Here is a 19,544-nt window from a genome sequence, read left to right as displayed (position 1 = left end):
TCTTCGCGGCCTACGGCCGTATCACCATACGGAAATAGGCCAGAATAAACACGCGCCCCGTGCCCGGCTCGGTAAGCTGCTGCCCGGTCACTTCGGACTGGCTAAATGCCACCCGGCCGTTGTGGGCTTCATGGAGCGCGTCGTAGGTAAGTTGATAAACCTGCCAGGCGGCCGGGGGCGTCGCCCCGTAACACTTCACCTGAAAGGAACTGTCAATCAGCGGGTCATAGCGCGTCTGGCCGCCCCGCGATTTGATGCACACCGCGCCATTGGCTGGGTCGTAGCCAGCCGGGGGCGCGTCGCCGCCATAGATGCGATTAGACACGGCCGTTGCCAACACCGCGTTGCCCAGGGCGAGAGCCACCGCCGCCGCGTCTAAATCAACCATCCTTCGCCACCGTTTCGATGATGCCCTTCATCTCACCACGCACTGTGAGCAGCGCCGGGTAGAGGAACGGATTGTCCATCTCCTGGAAGATGGCATAGTTCGCGCCTACGCAAACCAGCGCGGCCGCGCCGTCCTTCAAAGTGGCTTCGGGAGCCATCTGCCGTTCGACCTGGTTGCCGTGTTTGTCGGTAAACACACCGCCAGAATCCATGTAGCTGCTGTTACCATCGGTAGCGAAGTAGACGCTGTTGACCATGAACCCGGTGTCCACCTGGTCATTGGCGACGATGTTGATTTTGGTCAGCGCATCTACCCGCGCCGCCGCAGCCTCCAACGCTCGCTCGCTGAGTTTGGTGAACTTGACCACCACGTCCTCAGCGTACCAGTTGACCTTGCCTCGCCTAACGGCCATGCTTCACCTCGTTGGCGTTGATGGTCACGGCCGTGCGCCCACGCTGCACCGCGCCAACAATGTCGCAGTCAACGGCCGTATAGCCCGGCCAGCCATGCCGATTGGTGATGCGGAAGCGGTCTTGGTCAGACACGGCCGTGCCGTGTGGCAGCCGGATCACGTAATCCACCAAGACCACGTTGCCTTCGGTGTCGGCGGCCTCGCGGTTGACGGCCGTGCGCACGCCACAGGAGATTTCTGGTTGGGCGACGTAGCTGAAGACCGGCCGGTTGTGGGCGTCGGTCCCAGTTTGTTGGCGCGCCAACACCTGGCCTTTGTCGAACATCACGTCGCTGGCCTGGGTCTGGTGGCGGTGGAGGGTGGGCAAGGGTCTCATAGTTCGATAGGGCTGTACGGGTCTTTGCGGCTCACGCCGTAGATGTCCACCGAATAGCCGTCGTCGTCCACGTAGGGGATGGCGTCATAGCGCGCCTGGCCCAACATCGCCTCGATGTGTTTGAAGATGGCCTCGCGGTTGAACGTTGTGCCGTCGGCGGAGTAATCCACCTCCAGCACGGCCGCTTCCTTCGCCGCCTGCCACAGCGCCAGGTTGCCCAGGACGCGCAGCTTCTTCAGGTCGGCAGCCTCGGCGACGCCGACCGCACCGTAGGCCAGCAGCACGTCGTTGACAATTTCGTCATAACTGCCGCTGGCTACGGTCCAGCCAAACGCATCGGCCACGCCGCCCCGATTGAGACGGCCGTGCAGGTAGGCTTTGAAGCCGTCCTCGTCGTAGCTAGTCGGCAGAGGCATCGCGCTCCAGGTCGGCGAAGTAGGCGTTGATCGCGTCTTTGCTGGTCTTGGTCAGGCCAGGAATGGCGAGGATTTCGGCCCGGCTCAGATAGCCTTCGGCCTGCTCCAGCGTCGCCGGTGCGGGCAATGCGGTACGGACCTGGGCCAGGAAACCGCCCAGATACTCGTCGCGCTTCAGTTGGCGCACGGCCGGCTGACGCTCCTGCGGCTCCAGGCCCACCGGGTCCGGCAGGCCCAGCACGGCCGCCAGGCGCTGCGCTTCGCTAACCAGACGGTCGTGGGCTTCCTGCCGGCGGGCAGCCATGATGGTTTGCTTCATGGTCAGCCTCCTATTGGGCCAGCGGCGCGGTGTAGTCAGTCGGGTTCTGGTAGGCGGCGTTGCCGACGTAGTGGACCAGGCCGGAGACACGGTTGGACACGCCAAAACCCGCGTAGCGGATGACGCGATTCTCCATGCGCGCCCCGTCCGGGCTGTGCAGTTCGGTGAACAGCCCCTGCAGCTCGCTGGCCGGGTACTCGCGCATCTTGAGGATGGTGCGCCCGCGGGCATGGGCGAAGATGTAGTTGTCGGGCAGCCGTTTCCACAGCACGATCCAGACCTTGCCCACCTTGCCCAGCAGTTCGTCACCCAGGCCGACTGGGATGGAAGCGGTCAACTCGTCGCGGTTGGCCCCGGCGCGCACGTCGGGGTCTTCGACTTCGCGGAAGTCAGTCAGCGCCTCAACGGTCGCCTGCAAGTTCTCCGGAATGTAGGCGACGATGGTGGCGTTCTGGTTGCCAGGGTAACGGGTGAGGGTGGCGTAGATGGTGGGGAACGGATTGGCCGCGTCACCAATGGCTGCCGCCTGGGCGGTGTAGTGGTTGGCCGTCTGCGGCTGTTTGCCGATGACCGGATACTCGGTGCTGTCACCATTCGCCAGGGGCATGATGGAGATGTCACCGAGGCCCCTGTTACCGCCGCCGCCTACTTTGTCGTGGAACGTCCACGAATCTTTAGTCAGGGTAGCGGCGATGATGTGGCGCGCCAGCCAGTCGGCGTCTTTGTTCTGCGCTTCGATGGTGTGGCGGTTGGCTTCCTGCACCGTCATCAGAGCGCTGGTGACACGGTTTTTGCCCCAGGCGTCGCCACCGCCCTGGATGGGGTAGGCGACCTTGTAGAAGCCGTAGGTATCGGTCGGCCGGGGAATGCCCACCTCGTCCAACGGCTGGAGCGTACCCGCGCCGGGTAACTCGAACTCTTCCTGCACGATGGTCGTCCGCTCCACCAGGATGCTCATCATGGTGTTGATCATGTCGGTGTGGTAGGCGGCCGACTGCGTGATGGCGTCGAAGACGCGACGCACGCCCACTTCCTGGACGCGCTTGTTGAATAAGCTCTGCATGCCTACGAACCCGTAGGCGATTTCGATGGTCATGAATCAGTCTCCTATCAGGTTGGCAATTACAGATTGACCCGCAGCGCCTTCTTGAAGGTGCTGTGGCCGTAGAGAGGCACGACAGTTCCTACCACCTTGCTGACGGTGCCGGCCGCGTCGGCCAGCGTGCCATCGGTGTTGGACAGGTAGATGGTCGCGCCGAAGTTCAGGGCATCGAGGACCCCTTCACCCAGCCAAAGGATGCCTTTCTTAAGAACGGTGACGGTGTTCACCTGGCGGGTGATGCACAGCCCCTCGCCGCTGCCGACTTCGGCGGCGGTGGTGGCGTTGCCCTTGGTGAGTTTGCCGGTGGATGGGGCCAGACGAGCGTACTGGCCGGGATTGACGGTTTCGTCGGCCGGGCCGGTGAACTGCTCGATGACCTCAATTTCACGGACTTTGGTGTAATCAATAACCAGGTCGGTCATAAACGATTCTCCTTAGATGCGGGCGGTATACGCTTGTTTGCGCCGCTGTTCGTCGGTAAATCTTGCTTCGCCGCTAGATGCTGGTGTGGGTGGCACACCGTTGCCGGTCGGCGGTACGGCCGTTTCCGGCGTGTCTGCCTTGATGAACTGCGCCCGGTTGGCCGTCAGCCATTCCAGGCGGGCGGCCTGGTCCATCGGCTCCATCAGCGCCAGGATGGGGGCCGGTAGGCCCTCAGAGAGTTGCTTGACGTAAACGGCCAGCGCCTTTTCGTATTTGACGGCCGTTTCCGTCTGCTGCTCCAGTTCGCCCACGCGCTGCTCCAGGGTGGCGATTTGCTTCTGCCGTTTCTCGGCCAGGGTTTGCCACTCGGCGGCGTCGGCCAGTTCTTTTTCCTTCGTTTTGTCGGCCTGATCCTCTAATTCGCGGCGCAGTTTCTTTTCCTGCCGCCCCAGGCGGTCCGCCAGGATGCGGTCGAGGTCGGCCTGGGTGAAGGTGGGTTTCTGGCTGCCATCGCTCTCCGCTGTTTCGGCCGCTGGCGAATCCGCTGCGGCCCCGGCCGCGTTGGCCGTGGGTGTCCCGTTGCCTGTTTGGGCATCGGGGTCATATTTGAAGTGGCGGTTCATGAAAAGCATTCTGTTTCCTCCGCAGTTTTTGCCGGCTTGCGTCGCCGTGAGTTGGTGAAATAAAAAGAGCGCCCAGCTTGCTTGATGCAAGTTGGGCGCTCTGGGCGCTCTGATATTTGGTTGACAGCGAATAGAACTAGTTTATCACAGGCGTTCTGTTAAGTTCAAGTCGGCTGAATGATTAGTTTATTGTAACTATACAGGTCCAAAACCTGTGGTATAAATGATAAGCATGGACGAAGTGCAACAACTGCGAGCAGAAAACAAGCAACTTAAGCGAGAAGTCCAAGAACTCCGCGAAAAGTTGACCGTTGCTGAGACTCAAATCAAGCATTTAGTCGAGTTGCTTGGTCAAAATAGCCACAACTCCAGTTGGCCGTCCAGCCGCGATAAAGGCCGACAGAAGCCTAAGCCCAAAAGTCTACGGCCACAAACAGAGCGCAAAGCTGGTGGTCAGGAAGGACATGAAGGGCATACGCTTGAGTTCAATCCCAAACCAGATTTCATTGAACCGCATCGTCCAGCCCGCTGTGACCATTGCCAAGCCCCATTGTCCGAAGAAATTGTAGCCAGTAAAGTTGCTAAACGACAGGTCTTTGAATTACCGCCATTGCGTTATGTGACCATCGAACACCAAGCCGAAACCATCATCTGTCCCTGTTGTGGTGAAGCAACAACCGGTGAATTTCCAGCGGATGTGACCAACCCGGTGCAATATGGTTCGCAAGTCAAGCGGTTGTCAGTTTATCTGCGCAATGAGCAGTTCATTCCGTATGAACGGGCGACAGATGTTGGCCGACCTGTTTGAATTACCCATTTCCACTGGTTCATTGCAAAACTTTTTAGAGACGGCCGCAGAAAATGTGAAGCCAGCCACACAAGCCATTAAAGAAGCCGTCAAAAAGGCCGAAGTCGGTCATGCTGATGAGACAGGCTTCTATATCAGTGGAAAAAGAGCTTGGCTCCATACCGTCAGCACCCCAGAATTGACTTATTATGAACCGCATCAAAGTCGGGGCAAAAAGGCGACTGACGCCATTGGCATTCTGCCTGAATTCACCGGCGCCCTTGTTCACGATAACTGGGCGACCTATTTCAAGTATCAATTGTTGCTTCATGCCTTGTGCAATGCCCATCATTTGCGCGAGTTGACGGCTCTGGTTGAGAACGATCAACAGCAATGGGCAGCACTGATGATTGTCTATTTGTTATCGGCCAAACAATTGGTTGCCGAAGCTTATCAGGCAGGGGAAACCGAATTGTCAATCGAGCAGTTGCAACGAATCCACCAAATGTATGACACCATTGTTGCCTTCGGTTTAGAGGAAAACCTGTTACCTGATGAACATCCGCCCCTTGTCAAACGAGGGCGGCGCAAAAAAACAAAGGCGCGTAATCTGGTAGAACGATTTGACAAGCAGCAGGAGGCTATCTTGCGTTTTGTCCATGATTTTAAGGTGCCGTTTGATAACAACTTGGCTGAACGAGACATCAGAATGATGAAGGTTCAGCAGAAAATCTCAGGCTCTTTTTCGCAGTTGGGAAGGCGCTGAACCATTCTGTTCGCTGCGCACCTATATTTCCACGATTCGTAAACAGGGTCTCAATGTGTGGGAAGCATTAGGGTCTCTGTTTGACGATAATGTTCTCATGCCTCAACTCACACCTGTATAGTTACAGTTTATTTTTGGTTAGGAATATCAATTGGCAATCCTATCCGCATAAAGAAGCGAGCAAACGCTTGGCCTAAGTGTTCTCGGTAAGGCGGCATTAAGCGGATTCGCGGTGACTGTCTTTCAGCTAACCTAACCAACAAACTCTTGGGAACGCTGAAGATGTTATAGAAATCCACAAGCTTGATACCGGAAATAAAATTCGGTATCTCACATTCTGCAATGAGATGATACCCTGGGCGATTTCCTCTTCTAACATCTTCCCTAAATTGTTTTTGCTCCTTATCGTTCCAATCTGGAAAATTATGATTCAGAAATATCTCGACTGATGTAAACGGGCAGACTAAAACTGTATCAATCTTCTCGTTTATCAAATCACAGGACTGAGTCAACACTACAACATCAAATATAAATTGGTCAGCAAAAAGACTGAATTCCGAAGATTCCTGGTCTTGATTGTTCAAATGAGCCGCAGTCCAAGTTGGCTTAATTACAGGGCAATGGAGTAACAAATCTCCCTGTTCTAAATCTTTAGTGTTAATAAGGTTGTACCAGGGGTAATTAGCAGACATCTGTAATAGAGGTTAATCCAGAACTGATTCTCTTAAATCATCGGAAGAGAAACTCGCTGGCGGCACGCGACGTCCACGATTGATTACTTTAATTGTAATTTGACTAGGTTGGCCCATAGGAAAATCGAATACTTCATAGTAATCCGGATTTACCAAATCAATCTTGACTCTTGATGACCGTTCAAGAAATACAGTTATTTCTTGCCTTAAGGCTCGTACTGTTGCCTCCACAACACCAACCGAACCTGTTTGAGTGAAAAAAGGGAACAGATATTCACCACCCTTGATTGAGCCTTCGGAAATTGTATCTATTGGAATCGAGACGGAATTGTCGATTCTATTAGATGCAAAACTAGAGTAAGAAGGTGTTGTTGTAATAGCGGTCATAAGTAGGTTACTCCTCAAAAGTGACCCTTAGAGAATCCATAATACTGGCCTCAAAGGCTGTTTCAATATTATGATGCGCGCTTTCAACCCAACTCTCAATTGTCTCAAATGTTAGACGGTCTGCGTGCAAAGATACAAAATCAAGATCCAAAATCAAGGATTTTACATCATCTTTTTCAGGAGGAACTATTGCTAAAGTTAAAACTAACACCCCATTTGATTGCTCAAAGTCCAGTTCTGTTCTAAGTAGAAAATTTTTGGGTTCGTTGGCTGGTAGTGCAGGTAAATGAGGATAATAGTTGAACTGTGTTTTCGTTTCTTTATCTAACGGAAGATCGATCTTGTTTATAAATCTAAGACCAATACGCTCAAGTTCTACTGTTGATGTTATTTCTTTGTACTGTGCAAGTGTTTGAAAAATTAACTCTTTGAAATTAGGCCAACTTGGATAAGGGCGTAAACAATTAACAATTAGTATACCAGGCCCTAACTGAAGCAAGGCTGACTCGTTATGGTTAATGAACTGTATTCTGGGCGTCATTACACCATGAACTTCTTGTCCAGGTTGTTGCTGGTTCACAAGCATTTCGACGACATTTTTCTCTCTAATGGTAGGGAAATCATCTTTTACTTTCTGATAAAACAAACCAGGCATAGTCATATCCCAGTGTTTATTTATGAAACGGAACTCGCATAACGCTTCAATCAAAGGAGGGGATTTGTAATTTCTGCCCATGTATAGGTTTCTCTCAAAGGAAGAAAGTTAAAAAGACTTTTGGCGCATTCCAAAAGTCTTTCAAATTACTTGGATTTTTAACAGGGAATAATGGACTAGTTTTTACTGATTTTTAGCAAGAACTAATATCAGCATAACACATTAGAGCGAATATCGTCAACTCAAGTTTTCCTTTGCTTTTATGCAATTAATCTTGTGATGCGTATCAAACCTCCTTTTTAATTCTCTATATGTGGTCAAATCCACCACAAACGGCCGTTGCCTTTTCACCACGCGCACCAACTCCCGCTCCGGATGGTATTCAAACAGCAACTTCCCCGCCTGGCGCACGGCCACCCAGCCGTCGGCGGGCACGTCGGCAACGGCCGTTTCCTTCGGCCGTAGTGTTGGCGCGCCAACATCCATCATTTGGGAATCTCCACCGGTCCTTCGACAAATGGAACATCGGGATTATCGACGGCCTCCACAAACTTCCACACCAGGGCCACGTAGCGCCGGTCGCTGGTATAACCCTCCAGCTTCATATGCCGATGAATACCATGCTCTTCGCTGGGCGGGATAATGACGAAGAAGTCCAGGAAGTCGTCATAGGGGCCAAGCGCGGCAATCTCGCCGTCCAACCGTAGCGCCTTCTCGCGGTAGACCTTGCACTGGCGGCCATTCACTTCCACCGTCATGTATGGGTAGCCTTGATTTATGCCGAAGCGTGCATTTTCCAACGTTTCAATTTCTGTTGTCATTGCCAATAAGCCTCCACGCCTTTACTTCCATGTATAGAGTCCACGTAATCGAAAGGAATGCCCTCCGGAATAAATACAAATTCATTCTCCTCATTTCCCAGAAATCCACCATACCCATTTTTTGCTCCCGGTCTATCACTCCAATAGTAGCCCAAGATGCGGTGTAGGGGGACGCGCTGCCGGGTCACCTCGCCGCCGGCGACGATACGTTTGGCCCGGTAGATGCTGCCGGATTCGGCCGCGCCGCGCAGCATCAAGGCATCTTGCGTGCCCATCTTTACACCATACTGCTTCATGGTCTTTTCGCCCTCAGTGCGCACTAATTCCACCACGCCACCCTGCTTACGGGCAAACTCCATGTGCCGCAGCGACTCGTATACCCAGGCATGCCACATGGCCCAGGTTTTTTTGTAGTTTTCCTCGCCGACTGTTTTTATGGCTGCCTTGTATTCATTTTCAGCATGAGCCAGACCTTCCAGCCAAAAATAATCGTTAAAATCACCACCCCGTTCCAGCGCGATTTTGTACTTTAGCGCCTGACTTGCGCTGCTCCAGGATGAGCCAGCCTGTTTACCCATCCAGTGGCTAATTATCGCAGGGTCGCCGCCATTTGCCTTGCAATAGACCGCCCACGCCTCGACGTGGCTACCCTTGCCGCGCATGACGTCGAACTCACGGCCGTGTTCATCATACACCGTCGTGCTGCCGGCCTTCCCCTGCTTCATCTGCTGTGGCAGCGCGTCAATTAGCCCCTGGCGGCGGATGTGGGTAGACTGCTCCAGGAAGCCGTCCGTGTAGCCCGCCTGCCACTGGTCGCCTTTGAACGTGTCACTGGTTCCCACCAGGTCGCGCATGACTTCCAAACGGCCGTGAACCAACGGACGCAGCTCATCGGGCACGGCCGCCAGCAGCGCCTCGCCTTTGTCCACCACGCCGCGCGCCTGGTCCATGATTTCGTAGATGTCCAGGTCGCCGAAGAGTTGGGCATTCTCCGGGCCAACGCTCTTGTCGCGCATGGTCCACAGTTCCACCGGGTAGTCGGAGATGAACTCTTTCTCCTTCTTCTTGCCCTGCGCCCGGTAACGGAAGCCGCCGCCGTTGTCAACGCGCCACACCTTGCCGTCATCGCCGACCAGGATGTTGTCTTTGCTGGCTCCTAACACGTCCCAATTACCCATCAGGGCGTCGGCCGCGAAGCCCTTACGCACCTCGGCCACAATCGCCTTACGCTCGGCCGGGGTTGCATCGTTCATTGCCTCGCCCAGCGGCTTCATGCCGCTCTTGAACTCGGCCAGCTTCACCGGGCCGTCAGGCGTGTCGTAGACCTTGAACGTGGGCACGTTCAGGCCAAGCGCCTGGTACGCCATGTCTGCATAGGCTTCCTCGCGCAGGTGGCCGGCTGAGTTGCCCTTCTTCATCACGTAGCGTTTGCCGGTGGCCGGGTCTTCCACCAGCTTCGCGCCAGTGGAGCCTCCCAGGCTGCTAACCGTTTTCAGGCTGCCCACGCCGGCCGGGAAGCCAGGCGGATCAGGCATTTGGAACGGTGGCAGGTTGGTGGGCAACGGCCGTTTCTCGACCATGGGCACAGCTTTGGGCGGGGTGGGCGGCGGTGCTGGTGGCGGGGGAGCAGCGCCCTTCAGCAGCAGCGCGGTAGCCTGATCCTTGGGCATCTCCATAAACTGAACCAGCATCTCTTTGGTGTACTTGGTCAGCTTGCTTTCAGAGATGCCCGCCGCCTGTGCCAGGTGGCCCACCAGGGCAGGCTTTTGCAGCTTCAGCGCCGTATGTTTGCCCACGCCGGCCGGGAAACCCAACGTGGTGGCGACGGCCGTTGCTTCGGCCTGCGCCTGTTTCTCTGCCGGCTTCGGTGCAGGCTTTGGCTTCTTCCCAACGGCCGTTACCAGCGCCGGGATGCTGCCTGGTGCGATCTCCATATACTGGCCGTTGGCTCCGGCATCACCCGCGTAGGCGAAGCCCCACTTCTTGTACTCCCCCACCAGCGCCGTTGGCACGTAGGTTTTCACCGCCTTGCCCTGTCCCAAAGCGAAGTTGGCGACGTCGGCGACGGCCTCCTTATTCACATCCAGGCTGGTGAAGGCCGCGCCGCTGATCTTGATCTTGCCTTCCATGTCGTGGAAGGTGATCACCCCGGTGGCCCAGCCGTTTGCGCCCTGGTAGGCGAAGCCGCTGTGCGACGAGGTCGCTATATTTTGCTGCGCCTTTGTCGTGCCCTTGCTGGCGGGAGAGCCAGGCTGGAACGCCTTATTTAGGTCTGCGAAGAAGTCCAGGGCAGCACCCTCGCTCATAGTCTGGAGGCTCAATGGCTCCGGCTGTGGCGGCTCGGCCTTACCCTTTACAAGGTCGTCTATCGCGCTGAGGGGTTCGCCGAGCAGCCGTGCGGCGACCGATTCGGGCGTGTAGCCGGTCTTGTTGATGGCCTTGAGGATGTCTATCGGCTGGTATTTCCCCCCCGACAGAGAGGCCAGATGCTTCGCCACATGCATCGTCACGGTATCGGCCGCGCCTTTGGGTGGCAGGGGCGTGACGGTGGATGCGGCAGCCGCTTCGCCCGCCTTGACCGGCGTGACCAAGTCGGCCACCGGCGCGGTGGGCGTGTAAGGCTTGCCAACGGCCGCGTATGCGGCGCTCATCGGCTGACCAGCGAGCGCCGCGAGTTCACCCTTCTTTAGCTGGTTGAGCAGCGCGGCCGACAACCCGGTCATCTGCTCCAACTGCTCCACCAGGTACGATTTTGTCACCACCTTGAGGCCAGTGATAAGCGGGTCGCCGATCTGCTTCTGGTATTGTTCCTTCAGCTGTCCAATCACAACCTTCGAGTAGCCCTCCGCCTGCGCATACTCCAGCGCCCGCTGCGCTTCTGCGGCCGTGAGGCTGGAGGCATCCGCCTGATACTTCTGGAAGGCCGCCACGCCAGGCGGAACGGCCGGGGTCGCGGGTGGCTCCTTCGGCGTGCTTGCCCCCGTCTTGGCGTATTTCGCCGCGTGTGCCGCGCCAAACGCATCTATGGCGGCCATCGCCTCGGCCTCCGGCATGTCGAATAGGGCCGCGACTTGGTCTTTGGTGGCGACCGTCAGCTTCCATTTGGCGATGCCCCGGATTTGCGCCAGATGCTCGACCAGCGCTTTTTTACTCAGGGTCGCGGGGTCTTCGGGCGGTGGGGGGAGTTTGGTAACGGCCGGTGGCTCGACGGCCACGCTCGCCCCCTTCTGGCTGTATTTGGCGGTGTGGGCCGCCCCATACGCATCAATGGCCGCCAATGCCTCCGCTTCAGGTAAGTCGAACAGGGCCGCGACCTGCTCTTTGCTGGCGACCGTTAGTTTCCATTTGGCAATGCCGCGCATCTTCGCCAGGTGGTCTACCAGCGCCTTCTTGGTCATGTCGGCCGGCAGCGCATCGCCGGGCGGCGGTGGCAGCTTGCCAGCGGCGGACGCATACTTGTCCAGACCGGCTTCTAATGCTTCCGGAGTGAATGGCTTCCCCTCCAGCGCCTGGTCCTTCAGCTTCAGCAAATCCTGGAAGATGCCCTTATCCGCACCGACGTTGAGCAGCGCATCCACCTGGTCCAACGGCACAATGCGCACGGCCTCGCTTTCGTAGTGGGCGGCCCAGGGCGCGCCATCCTCAACAACACCGATGTAGAATCGCGTGACGCTGGTAGACTTTTCATAGTCACCCAGGTGGCCCAGGATACGCGCCTTGAAGCCGGTTTCTTCCCACACCTCCTTCACGGCCGTTGCCTGCAAACTCATCCCCTCTTCCTGTGTGCCCTTGGGGAACGTCGTCTTGTACCCGCCGTACTGTCCGGCCGGGTCCACGATCACCAACTTCCCGTCTGGGGTGAAGAGCAATAGGCCGGCTGCTGCGTGTTTGTCCGGGTCGTCAATTTGCAACGGCGGGTCGTGGGGCAGCGCTTTGGTTTGGTTGAGGAAGTCGGCGTCAGTCATGTGGACTGGCTTAAATGGCAGGCCGGCAATCTCCTGGCCGCTGCGGAAGGTGAACGCTTTGTTAGGGTCGGCCAGCGCGTCTTTGGCAGCCGCTGCCAGCTTCGCTGCCTTAACCTGGCCGTAGCCGTCCGGGTCTTTGATGAAGCCGCTCACGTCGTCGGCCGACAGGCGCACCCGCGCACCGCCTTTGAGCGGCTGGTGGACGGTGAAGCCCCAACCCTGGTAGAGCGCCAGGTGGCTGTTGGGTACGTACAGTTCCAGCCCTTGCCCCTTCTGTTGGGCGATGGCCGCCGCGTCCAGAATGGCCTTCTTGTTGGCGTCCACGTTGGCAAAGCCGGCGGCCGTGACGTGCAAGTAGTTGAGGTTGCCCACGCCCACCTGGTAGGCGAGCGCGCCTTCCAAACGGCCGTTGGCATCGGTGTAGGCCAATCCCTGCTGCCCGGCCAGCACCTTGCTCAGGACGCCCTCAATAGCCTTGTAGGTTCCCGCGTCAATGGGCGATTGGGCCAGGTCTTCGATGAGCTGCTCCAACATCGGCTTGTCGCCCTTGTCAATCTCCAACGTCTGCGGTTTCCTGGACTTGGCCGGTTTAGCTGCCTGGTGGCTTTTTAGCAGCGCTGCCGGGTCAATGGGCGCGCCGCCCAATCCCCCTTTGCCACCCAGCAAGTCGGTGAGTGAGGTCACGTGCGACGACGGCCCCCAAACCGGATGGTTGCTCACGCTCGCCAGTTGGCGAAACTCGAACAGCCCATCGCGCCAGGCTTCATAACGGCCGTCGCCCATCATGCGCCGCTGCTCATCCTCATCGAGGCTTTTGAACCATTCGCTGGCTGGCTTGATGTTGGGCAGAGGAAAGCCCTCCACCAACGGAACCATGCTGCACCGGTCCTGGGGATGAAGCGCCATGACCTGGCCGGTCTCGTAAATCGTGCCGTCCAGGGCGATGCAGGCCATGCAGGTGCGCGTATTGCGCGCCGCCAGGCGCATGTAGCCGTAGACCACGCTGCTATCCTTGTACTTCTGCCGCACCATCTCGCGGTAATTGCGAATCTGCTGGTCGCGGGCCACCAGCAGGATGTGGTTCAGCCCACCGGCCAGACCTTTGCGCACGGCGATGCGCGCCGTTTCGCGGGGATTGCGACCAACGGCCGTGCCATAGAGCAGTTCTTTCGTCAGGCCAGCGACGGCCGTTGGGTAGGCATTCTCCAGCAGCTTGTTGAGCGGCTGCCCGGCCTGCGCCAGAGCGGTGATATTCTCCACCGCGCCAGTAGGCAGTTTGTCGAAGGCCGTGCCCAACGAACGCTGCCCGGCCAGCGCCGCCGTCAGCAGTTCTTTGGCATGTTTTGCGCCCATCTGCTGCGCCTTGATTTGCTGATCCTGGATGTCGGCGATGGCTCCCTGGCTGTATTTGTTCATCTCACCGGCAATCTGGGCCAGGAGCGACTGGTACTGGCTCATCTGCCACAGCTTCCACTGGGGGACTTCCTCGCCCTTCGCTTTGAGGTCGGCGATTTGTTGGGCCAGGTCGCCGACGGCCGTTTGCAGGGCAGCCTCCACCCCTGTCCAGGCGCGGCTCATCGCCATAATCGCCTGGGCGTCGGCGTGGATCAGTTGGGCGCGAAAGCCCTCGGCGAGGGAGATGACGTTGTCCATGAACAGGTCTGTTTAAATACCGATTTGTAAGCCTTATCGGTATCTATTTATCTGCCGCCTGCGTCTCGAAACAGGCCGGGCAACGGCCGTCCTCCACGGCCGTGCCACAATACGGCAGCGTCAGGCTTTGGCGCTGGCTTTGGGCTGGGCTTTCGTTTTACTGTCGGCTTGGGGGATTTCATCGGCCGCTTCTCCATTGGCAGGCGGCACGGCCGCGCCATTCTGCCCCGGCTGGCCGGCGTTGAACTGGCTCTGCGCTTCCAGCAGCGCGGCGGCCATGCCCGCCTGAGTCATCGCCTGTTCGCGGGCATAGTCCTTCTCCACCTGGGCCATTTCCTTCTCTGTCGCGCCGCTCTTACGCAGGCTGGTGAACAGCGGTATGCCCGCTTCCTTTTCGGCCTTGATGATTTCGGCATCCTCGTAGCGGTCGGCCGGGATGATGGCCCGCTCCTGGAAGCCGTGTTCCAGGTCGCCGTCGTCGTAGCTGCCCAGGCCGCTCCAAATGCCGGTGTTCTGGCCGATGGTCAGGGCCATCTTCTGGGCGCGCACCAGGGCATCCTCCAGGTTGCCGCGTACCTCCTGGGCGGAGGTGATGGCCGGTCCCATCAGCAGGCGGATGGCCCGGCCAGACATTTCGCCCAGGTCGGGCAGGTCGTAGTAGCGCAGCTCCGGTAGGTCATTTTTCAGTTCGCCCAGGTGCGCGTTGAGCGCCGCCAGCGCCGCGTCATAATTGAGGTTAGGGACCAGGCTGGTCAGCTTTGCCATACCTGGCAGGCGGATGAACTTCTCCCCGGCCAGGTCCATCACCTCGTTGCCTTCGGCGTCCACGTTGGTGGCGATGCGCGGCGGGGGCAACGGCCGTCCGGTGGCCGCGTCCATCATGTTGCTCTCCAGCGCCCAGGTCACGTCGTTGTGGCGGAAGAGCATCGTGTGGAGGCGCGTTGCCAGGCGGCTGGCCTCGTCAATCTTGTCGAGTTGAAGCAGGTACGCACCAACGCCCCGGTCCTCACCGATGTCCAGATGCACCGCCCGCACCCAGGGGATGAAGTCAATGCCCCAGGTGGCCTTCAGGTCGTAGCTCTTGGTTGGCGTGCCCAGCTGCTCGATGGGCGTTTCGGCCGTCTTGTCATGCTCCCAGATGCGGCAACGGCCGTCGGCTTTGTCCCACACCTCGGTGTGCAGAAAGAACTTCACCTCATCGCCGTCGCGCCGGCTGCGGGGCACATCCACGCGCAGGTAGATGATGTTGCCCTGCTCGTCATCCTCGCGGTCGGTGACCACCTCCGGCCGGTTGAGTTGCATGTAGACGCGCTTCTTGCCTTCGGGCTGCGCCACCTTGATGTAGGTTTCGCCCAGCGTAGACGCCCAGCGCACCAACACCTGCTTCCTGGCCTGCCAGTTGGACCACTTCCACAGTTCCTCCAACGGCTCGCGCAGTTGCTTGTTGGCCGTCGCCTCCAAGTCGAGGGGCAGGGCGTCGGGCAGACGGCCGGGCCAGATGACGTCGGCGTAGAATTTGACCACGCGGCCGGCCGGGTTGCGGATGGCCTTCAGGTTGGGTTCATCCAGGAAATACCCGGCCAGGCGCAGTTCGTCATAGAGGCCGTTGTTGAGGTAGTAGTTCCAGAGCAGCTTCGCCACCTCGCGGTAAGGCAGTTCGTTCTTCGCGCCCTCTTTGGTGATGGACAGGGTCAGGTTTCGGGCCGTTCCGCCGCCAAATAGACTGGTTAGAATCTTCATATCTCTTCTTCCTTATTCCACCTCGCCCCGCGCCTTCCGCCCGGCGGCCAGGATATGTTCCAGGTACAAAATCAACTGCGTAAACGAGTCCACGCGGTCGTCGTGGGCCGCCTGGGGGAAGTTGAACAGTTCCTCTTCAAAGTCCATGAGCCAGTACAGGTCGGCGGCCGGGTAGGGCAGCAGCACGCAGCCATTCCTGCACCAGACGGCCGCCTGGCTCGCTCTGGTAATCTTGTCGGTGGTGGGGTTGAAGGGGATGAGCATCGGCCGCAGCCAGGCCGGGCCGGAGGCGGCCAGCGTTTGCAGGGCGCTGGTCCCACTGGACTTGTCCTCGATGAGGATGCCGTGCAGTTTCTCGTCATAGTTCCACTGCACGGCCGTTTGCTCGATGACGTCGGGCAGGTAGGGGAATTCCAGCCGTTCCTGGCGCACGTGGCGAATGCCCAGGCGATAGTCGGGCCAGAGTTCAGCGACGGTGTAGCCGGTGTAATCGGTGTCCGTTTCTTCCTTATCTTTGAGGCCGGTGTCCCAGGAGATGTAACGGGCGTAGGTGAGGTTTTTGACAGCCTGGCTGTGGATGTCGTAGCGGCGCTCCCTGGTCCACCATTGGCGCTTGAAGGTGTAGCCGCCGGGTGGGGTGGGCACGCCCTGGTACGTGCCCGACCAGGTAAGCTCTGGCGTCGTGGCGCGCAGTTCCAGGACTTCGGCGAGGGGTTTGTGTTGGGGCCAGAGAGCGGGTCCGTCATGATGAAGGATAACCTGGTGGGCGGGCAACGGCCGTTACTCCTCGTTTAACTGCCAGCGTTCAACGATGGCCGTTTGGGGGATGACCAGCACGTCACCGAAGCGGTGCGGAGAGCAGGATTGGGCGACGGCCAGGTGCGTTTCACTCTCGGCCGCCAGCCAGCCCACCGACTCGACGATGTAAGCCTCGCTCACGAACGCGGCGATGTCGTCGGCCGTGTGCCAGGCGGAATGGGCGCGGGTGTCGCGCCAGTGGACGCGGACGAGGGGGATAGGCGAAACGTCGCTCACGGCCGTGCCTCCTCAAGTGTTGGCGCGCCAACACTTGCCGCTGCCCATGCCTCATCGCGCCGTTTCTGCCAGTCCAGTTCACCCTGGCGCTGTCGGATCATCTCGTTGAGTCGGGCCGTCAGGCGCGGCCAGGTGTAGGCTTTGGATTCCGTGCCCTGGGCGATGGTGCGCAGTTCCACCAGGTCGCTCAGGTGGGGGTCGGTGGGCAGATACGGCCGTAAGTCGGCGGGTAGGCCAGGGGTGTCGTAGGTGGGGGCCGGTTCGCTCATCGCCGCACCCGGCCGGTGAGCAAATACTCGTACACGGCCGTTTCGTCGTCGCCTTCGGCCGCCACGTCCACGCCAATCCTGCCCCGGCGATGTTTACGGCCGTGTTCCAGGCCGGCCGCGTCCACGGCCGCCAACGCTTCATCACGAGGCAAGGCAAACAGCGCGACGATGGCGTCGCGGGTCATGACGTTCAGTTTCCATTGAGGGATGGCTTCGACGGCCACCAGGTGGGCGACCAGTTCTTTCTTGGTTAAGTCGGCTGGGGAACGGCCGTCGGGGATGGCCGGCAGCCGGGATTCGTTGGGTTCCATGCGGTATCTCCTAGAATGTCTGTTCTAGCAGCTTGTCGGAGAAGATACGTTTCTCCGAACAAAAATGATTTCGGTGTAAACTTTGGGTATGGCAAGAAAATTCAGAACTGCTGATTACGAAAAGACCCTGGACCTGCAAATCACCTTGCGCGATGTCCTGCCACCCGACCATTTGGCTCGCTTCATTGTCGCTGTCGTCGCCCAACTTGATTTGGGGATCATGTATAGAAAGTATAGTGAGCAGGGTGCGCCACCATACGCCCCGGAAGTGATGTTGGGATTGCTGTTCTACAGCTATGCCAGCGGCGTATTCAGTTCGCGCAAGATTGAACGCGCCACCCATGAGGTGATTCCCTTTCGTTTCATTACCGGTGACATGCACCCCGACCATGACACGATTGCGGCTTTCCGCCAACAATTTCTGGCTGAACTGAAAGAGTTGTTTGTCCAGATACTGCTGATTGCCCAGGCGATGGGCTATTTGCAATTGGGTAACGTCAGTCTGGATGGCAGCAAAATCCATGCCGATGCGTCCAAGAGCAAAGCGGTCAGTTACCAGCGGCTGTTGGCTATCGAAGCCTATCTGCAAGCCGAAGTCGAGGAGTTGTTCACTTTGGCTGAAGTTGCCGATGGAGGACAACTGCCCGAAGAGATGAACATTCCTGATGAGATTGCCCGACGCCAGCAGCAATTGGCGCGGCTGGCCGAAGCCAAGAAGGTGCTGGAGGAACGCGCCCAGGCCCGGTATGAAGCCGAGCAAGCCGAATACGAGGCCAAGATGCAAGCCCGGGCCGAAAAGACCGACCCACAGGAAAAAAGCCGCCGGGCAAACCACCGCAGCCACCCACTCCAGGACCCAGAGATAAAGACCAGTACAACTTCACCGACCCCGAATCGCGCATCATGAAAAACGCCACCAACAGCGGCTTTGACCAACATTATAACGTCCAGGTAGTGGTTGACCATGACAGTCGTCTGGTAGTGGGCAATTGGTTGTGTGACCATACCAACGATAAACAGGCCGCCCTGCCAACTCTCGACACCGTACCACCAGTCGTGGGTCAGCCGAAAAAGGTCAATTTGGACACCGGCTATTTCAGCGAAAACAACATCGCCAGCTTGGAAGCGCGCGGCATTGACCCCTACATCGCCACCGGTCGCAGCCCACACCATCAGGGTTGGCGTGCCTTTTCCTGGACAATCCCAACCCGCCACCCAATGATGCTTCCGTCAAAGAGCAAATGGCTTACAAACTGTAGACCACCCTCGGCAAAGCCACCTACCGTTTGCGCAAATCGACGGTTGAACCGGTTATCGGTATCATCGAGGAAACCTTGGGTTTCCGTCAGTTTTCTCTGCGAGGCCTGGTTGCTGCCGGTGGCGAATGGACATTGGTTTGTCTGGCTTACAACTTGAAACGATTGCATACCTTGCAGGTTGGTTGATGGGGGCGTTATTGCCCCCTGCCTGATGCCCGAAAACGGGCTGTAAAACCGTGCAAAATTCATGGTAATGAGGCCAATATGAGTTGCAAACTGCTTGTCTTGATGCTTTGAAATCGTTATTTGTCTATCATCGGGCCTTCAGAAGATATTTTTCCGACAGCCTGCTAGGAGATATGGTAGCAAATTGGCGAAGTTGGGGTAAAGGGGGGATAACGGGCATTGCCTGCGCGCAAGGCGCAGTTCACTCAAAGCCGATTAGCTCATGCAAAAGAAGTCATTGAACAGGCGTCACCGCGTCTGCTGAAACGACTGTTTCAGCCTGTACTTTCTCAATAACAGTGGTGACATACTTGATAAAGTCTAAATCGTACTCCACGCCTTGCGTCTGCCATAATCTGCGAAATGTTTCACGCCTTGCATAGTCATGCATGTAATCATCCCATCCAGACCACTGGCTCTTTTTTATGTCGGTTGACTGATCTTGATACATCAGATAAGCCCGTTCCAACAAGGACACAAGAATCTCAAACATGGCGTATTGGCGAATCTTCTGCTCGGCCGATAGCTCGCTCTCTATTTCAAGAGGAATGTCGTATAAGTCAAGTTCGGGATTTTCCATGCACAGGCGTAAGTAATCCACGTATTCTTTGCCCAAAGCGTCATACGTACCATATTCCCTATCGCGTCTCTCTTTTCTTTTTTCATTAACAAAAAGAAGAATTGCAATAGGAATACCCAGAACCGTTGCAATGTATGCCAGCATTTCCAATACTTCCATCAAGGACATTGTACCTCCGCATCGCGTATATCGGTGTTTAATTTTGTTTCCAACACTGTGAAGGAATCTGTCGGAGTATAGCATAACTACGGCTGTTGGGCGGCGTGGGCAGTCGGGGTTCGTTGGGTTCCATGCGGTATCTCCTAGAGTGTCTGTTCTAGGAGATGAGGTAGCAAATTGG

At 57.4% G+C, this 19,544-nt stretch carries 22 protein-coding genes and 1 pseudogene; 3 read left to right on the top strand and 20 right to left on the bottom strand.

From position 1 onward, the window contains the following. Positions 1-10: 10 nt before the first annotated feature. Genes IPM39_15115 through IPM39_15080 form a run of 8 tightly spaced genes read right to left on the bottom strand, consistent with a single transcriptional unit; the run spans position 11 to position 4,068 of the window. Entirely contained in the window at positions 11-388 is a 378-nt protein-coding gene (locus IPM39_15115) for a hypothetical protein (protein ID MBK8987382.1), read from the bottom strand. Then, on the bottom strand, positions 381-800 hold the full coding sequence (locus IPM39_15110; protein ID MBK8987381.1) for a hypothetical protein: 420 nt from the start codon (positions 798-800) through the stop codon (positions 381-383). The genes IPM39_15115 and IPM39_15110 overlap by 8 nt, the downstream gene beginning before the upstream one ends. Next, a complete protein-coding gene (locus IPM39_15105) occupies positions 790-1,167 on the bottom strand; it encodes a hypothetical protein (GenBank protein MBK8987380.1) in 378 nt (125 codons plus the stop codon). The genes IPM39_15110 and IPM39_15105 overlap by 11 nt, the downstream gene beginning before the upstream one ends. Before the next feature lie 5 nt (positions 1,168-1,172). Then, positions 1,173-1,592 (bottom strand): hypothetical protein, encoded by a 420-nt coding sequence (locus IPM39_15100; GenBank protein MBK8987379.1) that lies wholly within the window; start codon positions 1,590-1,592, stop codon positions 1,173-1,175. Then, positions 1,576-1,911 (bottom strand): hypothetical protein, encoded by a 336-nt coding sequence (locus tag IPM39_15095; GenBank protein ID MBK8987378.1) that lies wholly within the window; start codon positions 1,909-1,911, stop codon positions 1,576-1,578. The genes IPM39_15100 and IPM39_15095 overlap by 17 nt, the downstream gene beginning before the upstream one ends. Before the next feature lie 10 nt (positions 1,912-1,921). After that, complete coding sequence (locus IPM39_15090; protein MBK8987377.1) at positions 1,922-3,007, bottom strand: hypothetical protein; 1,086 nt, start codon at positions 3,005-3,007, stop codon at positions 1,922-1,924. A gap of 26 nt (positions 3,008-3,033) precedes the next feature. After that, complete coding sequence (locus IPM39_15085; GenBank protein ID MBK8987376.1) at positions 3,034-3,435, bottom strand: hypothetical protein; 402 nt, start codon at positions 3,433-3,435, stop codon at positions 3,034-3,036. Between the two features lie 12 nt (positions 3,436-3,447). Beyond that, a complete protein-coding gene (locus IPM39_15080; protein ID MBK8987375.1) occupies positions 3,448-4,068 on the bottom strand; it encodes a hypothetical protein in 621 nt (206 codons plus the stop codon). A gap of 223 nt (positions 4,069-4,291) precedes the next feature. Here IPM39_15080 and IPM39_15075 point away from each other — a divergent pair, with 223 nt between their 5' ends. Together IPM39_15075 and IPM39_15070 are read left to right on the top strand one after the other, a co-directional pair. Continuing rightward, positions 4,292-4,867 (top strand): IS66 family transposase zinc-finger binding domain-containing protein, encoded by a 576-nt coding sequence (locus IPM39_15075; protein ID MBK8987374.1) that lies wholly within the window; start codon positions 4,292-4,294, stop codon positions 4,865-4,867. Next, on the top strand, positions 4,833-5,612 hold the full coding sequence (locus IPM39_15070; protein MBK8987373.1) for an IS66 family transposase: 780 nt from the start codon (positions 4,833-4,835) through the stop codon (positions 5,610-5,612). Before IPM39_15075 ends, IPM39_15070 begins: the two co-directional genes overlap by 35 nt. 128 nt (positions 5,613-5,740) lie before the next feature. Here IPM39_15070 and IPM39_15065 read toward each other — a convergent pair whose 3' ends face one another. From IPM39_15065 to IPM39_15015, 11 genes are all read right to left on the bottom strand, one after another. Beyond that, positions 5,741-6,304 (bottom strand): hypothetical protein, encoded by a 564-nt coding sequence (locus IPM39_15065; GenBank protein ID MBK8987372.1) that lies wholly within the window; start codon positions 6,302-6,304, stop codon positions 5,741-5,743. 12 nt (positions 6,305-6,316) lie between these two features. Beyond that, a complete protein-coding gene (locus IPM39_15060) occupies positions 6,317-6,691 on the bottom strand; it encodes a hypothetical protein (protein MBK8987371.1) in 375 nt (124 codons plus the stop codon). 7 nt (positions 6,692-6,698) lie between these two features. Next, positions 6,699-7,427 (bottom strand): TIGR04255 family protein, encoded by a 729-nt coding sequence (locus IPM39_15055; protein MBK8987370.1) that lies wholly within the window; start codon positions 7,425-7,427, stop codon positions 6,699-6,701. A 156-nt stretch (positions 7,428-7,583) separates the two neighbouring features. After that, positions 7,584-7,835, bottom strand: a complete 252-nt coding sequence (locus IPM39_15050) for a hypothetical protein (protein MBK8987369.1) — start codon at positions 7,833-7,835, stop codon at positions 7,584-7,586. Continuing rightward, positions 7,832-8,167 carry a hypothetical protein gene (locus IPM39_15045; protein MBK8987368.1) on the bottom strand — a complete coding sequence of 112 codons (336 nt, stop codon included), beginning with the start codon at positions 8,165-8,167 and terminating at the stop codon, positions 7,832-7,834. Before IPM39_15045 ends, IPM39_15050 begins: the two co-directional genes overlap by 4 nt. After that, entirely contained in the window at positions 8,164-13,785 is a 5,622-nt protein-coding gene (locus IPM39_15040; GenBank protein MBK8987367.1) for an NUDIX domain-containing protein, read from the bottom strand. Before IPM39_15040 ends, IPM39_15045 begins: the two co-directional genes overlap by 4 nt. A gap of 120 nt (positions 13,786-13,905) precedes the next feature. After that, positions 13,906-15,525 carry a hypothetical protein gene (locus IPM39_15035; GenBank protein MBK8987366.1) on the bottom strand — a complete coding sequence of 540 codons (1,620 nt, stop codon included), beginning with the start codon at positions 15,523-15,525 and terminating at the stop codon, positions 13,906-13,908. A gap of 12 nt (positions 15,526-15,537) precedes the next feature. Next, a complete protein-coding gene (gene terL, locus IPM39_15030) occupies positions 15,538-16,299 on the bottom strand; it encodes a phage terminase large subunit (protein ID MBK8987365.1) in 762 nt (253 codons plus the stop codon). A 6-nt stretch (positions 16,300-16,305) separates the two neighbouring features. Continuing rightward, entirely contained in the window at positions 16,306-16,560 is a 255-nt protein-coding gene (locus IPM39_15025; GenBank protein ID MBK8987364.1) for a hypothetical protein, read from the bottom strand. Continuing rightward, complete coding sequence (locus tag IPM39_15020) at positions 16,557-16,829, bottom strand: hypothetical protein (protein MBK8987363.1); 273 nt, start codon at positions 16,827-16,829, stop codon at positions 16,557-16,559. The genes IPM39_15025 and IPM39_15020 overlap by 4 nt, the downstream gene beginning before the upstream one ends. Beyond that, on the bottom strand, positions 16,826-17,140 hold the full coding sequence (locus tag IPM39_15015; GenBank protein MBK8987362.1) for a hypothetical protein: 315 nt from the start codon (positions 17,138-17,140) through the stop codon (positions 16,826-16,828). Before IPM39_15015 ends, IPM39_15020 begins: the two co-directional genes overlap by 4 nt. Before the next feature lie 88 nt (positions 17,141-17,228). Between IPM39_15015 and IPM39_15010 the strand changes: the two are divergent. Beyond that, a pseudogene (locus IPM39_15010) lies at positions 17,229-18,585 on the top strand (transposase). Between the two features lie 274 nt (positions 18,586-18,859). Here IPM39_15010 and IPM39_15005 read toward each other — a convergent pair. Beyond that, on the bottom strand, positions 18,860-19,366 hold the full coding sequence (locus IPM39_15005) for a hypothetical protein (protein ID MBK8987361.1): 507 nt from the start codon (positions 19,364-19,366) through the stop codon (positions 18,860-18,862). Positions 19,367-19,544: the final 178 nt, after the last annotated feature.

Source organism: Candidatus Leptovillus gracilis (assembly GCA_016716065.1).
Classification (GTDB): domain Bacteria; phylum Chloroflexota; class Anaerolineae; order Promineifilales; family Promineifilaceae; genus Leptovillus; species Leptovillus gracilis.
Note: the sequence above shows the minus strand (reverse complement) of the source record. Positions and strands in the feature narration are given on the sequence as shown.

Excerpts from the sequence above, each read along its gene's own strand:
- IPM39_15115 (MBK8987382.1), bottom strand. The coding sequence starts at position 388 with ATGGTTGATTTAGACGCGGCGGCGGTGGCTCTCGCCCTGGGCAACGCG.
- IPM39_15110 (MBK8987381.1), bottom strand. The coding sequence starts at position 800 with ATGGCCGTTAGGCGAGGCAAGGTCAACTGGTACGCTGAGGACGTGGTG.
- IPM39_15100 (MBK8987379.1), bottom strand. The coding sequence starts at position 1,592 with ATGCCTCTGCCGACTAGCTACGACGAGGACGGCTTCAAAGCCTACCTG.
- IPM39_15095 (MBK8987378.1), bottom strand. The coding sequence starts at position 1,911 with ATGAAGCAAACCATCATGGCTGCCCGCCGGCAGGAAGCCCACGACCGT.
- IPM39_15090 (MBK8987377.1), bottom strand. The coding sequence starts at position 3,007 with ATGACCATCGAAATCGCCTACGGGTTCGTAGGCATGCAGAGCTTATTC.
- IPM39_15085 (MBK8987376.1), bottom strand. The coding sequence starts at position 3,435 with ATGACCGACCTGGTTATTGATTACACCAAAGTCCGTGAAATTGAGGTC.
- IPM39_15080 (MBK8987375.1), bottom strand. The coding sequence starts at position 4,068 with ATGCTTTTCATGAACCGCCACTTCAAATATGACCCCGATGCCCAAACA.
- IPM39_15075 (MBK8987374.1), top strand. The coding sequence starts at position 4,292 with ATGGACGAAGTGCAACAACTGCGAGCAGAAAACAAGCAACTTAAGCGA.
- IPM39_15070 (MBK8987373.1), top strand. The coding sequence starts at position 4,833 with ATGAACGGGCGACAGATGTTGGCCGACCTGTTTGAATTACCCATTTCC.
- IPM39_15065 (MBK8987372.1), bottom strand. The coding sequence starts at position 6,304 with ATGTCTGCTAATTACCCCTGGTACAACCTTATTAACACTAAAGATTTA.
- IPM39_15060 (MBK8987371.1), bottom strand. The coding sequence starts at position 6,691 with ATGACCGCTATTACAACAACACCTTCTTACTCTAGTTTTGCATCTAAT.
- IPM39_15055 (MBK8987370.1), bottom strand. The coding sequence starts at position 7,427 with ATGGGCAGAAATTACAAATCCCCTCCTTTGATTGAAGCGTTATGCGAG.
- IPM39_15050 (MBK8987369.1), bottom strand. The coding sequence starts at position 7,835 with ATGATGGATGTTGGCGCGCCAACACTACGGCCGAAGGAAACGGCCGTT.
- IPM39_15045 (MBK8987368.1), bottom strand. The coding sequence starts at position 8,167 with ATGACAACAGAAATTGAAACGTTGGAAAATGCACGCTTCGGCATAAAT.
- IPM39_15040 (MBK8987367.1), bottom strand. The coding sequence starts at position 13,785 with ATGGACAACGTCATCTCCCTCGCCGAGGGCTTTCGCGCCCAACTGATC.
- IPM39_15035 (MBK8987366.1), bottom strand. The coding sequence starts at position 15,525 with ATGAAGATTCTAACCAGTCTATTTGGCGGCGGAACGGCCCGAAACCTG.
- IPM39_15020 (MBK8987363.1), bottom strand. The coding sequence starts at position 16,829 with ATGAGCGAACCGGCCCCCACCTACGACACCCCTGGCCTACCCGCCGAC.
- IPM39_15015 (MBK8987362.1), bottom strand. The coding sequence starts at position 17,140 with ATGGAACCCAACGAATCCCGGCTGCCGGCCATCCCCGACGGCCGTTCC.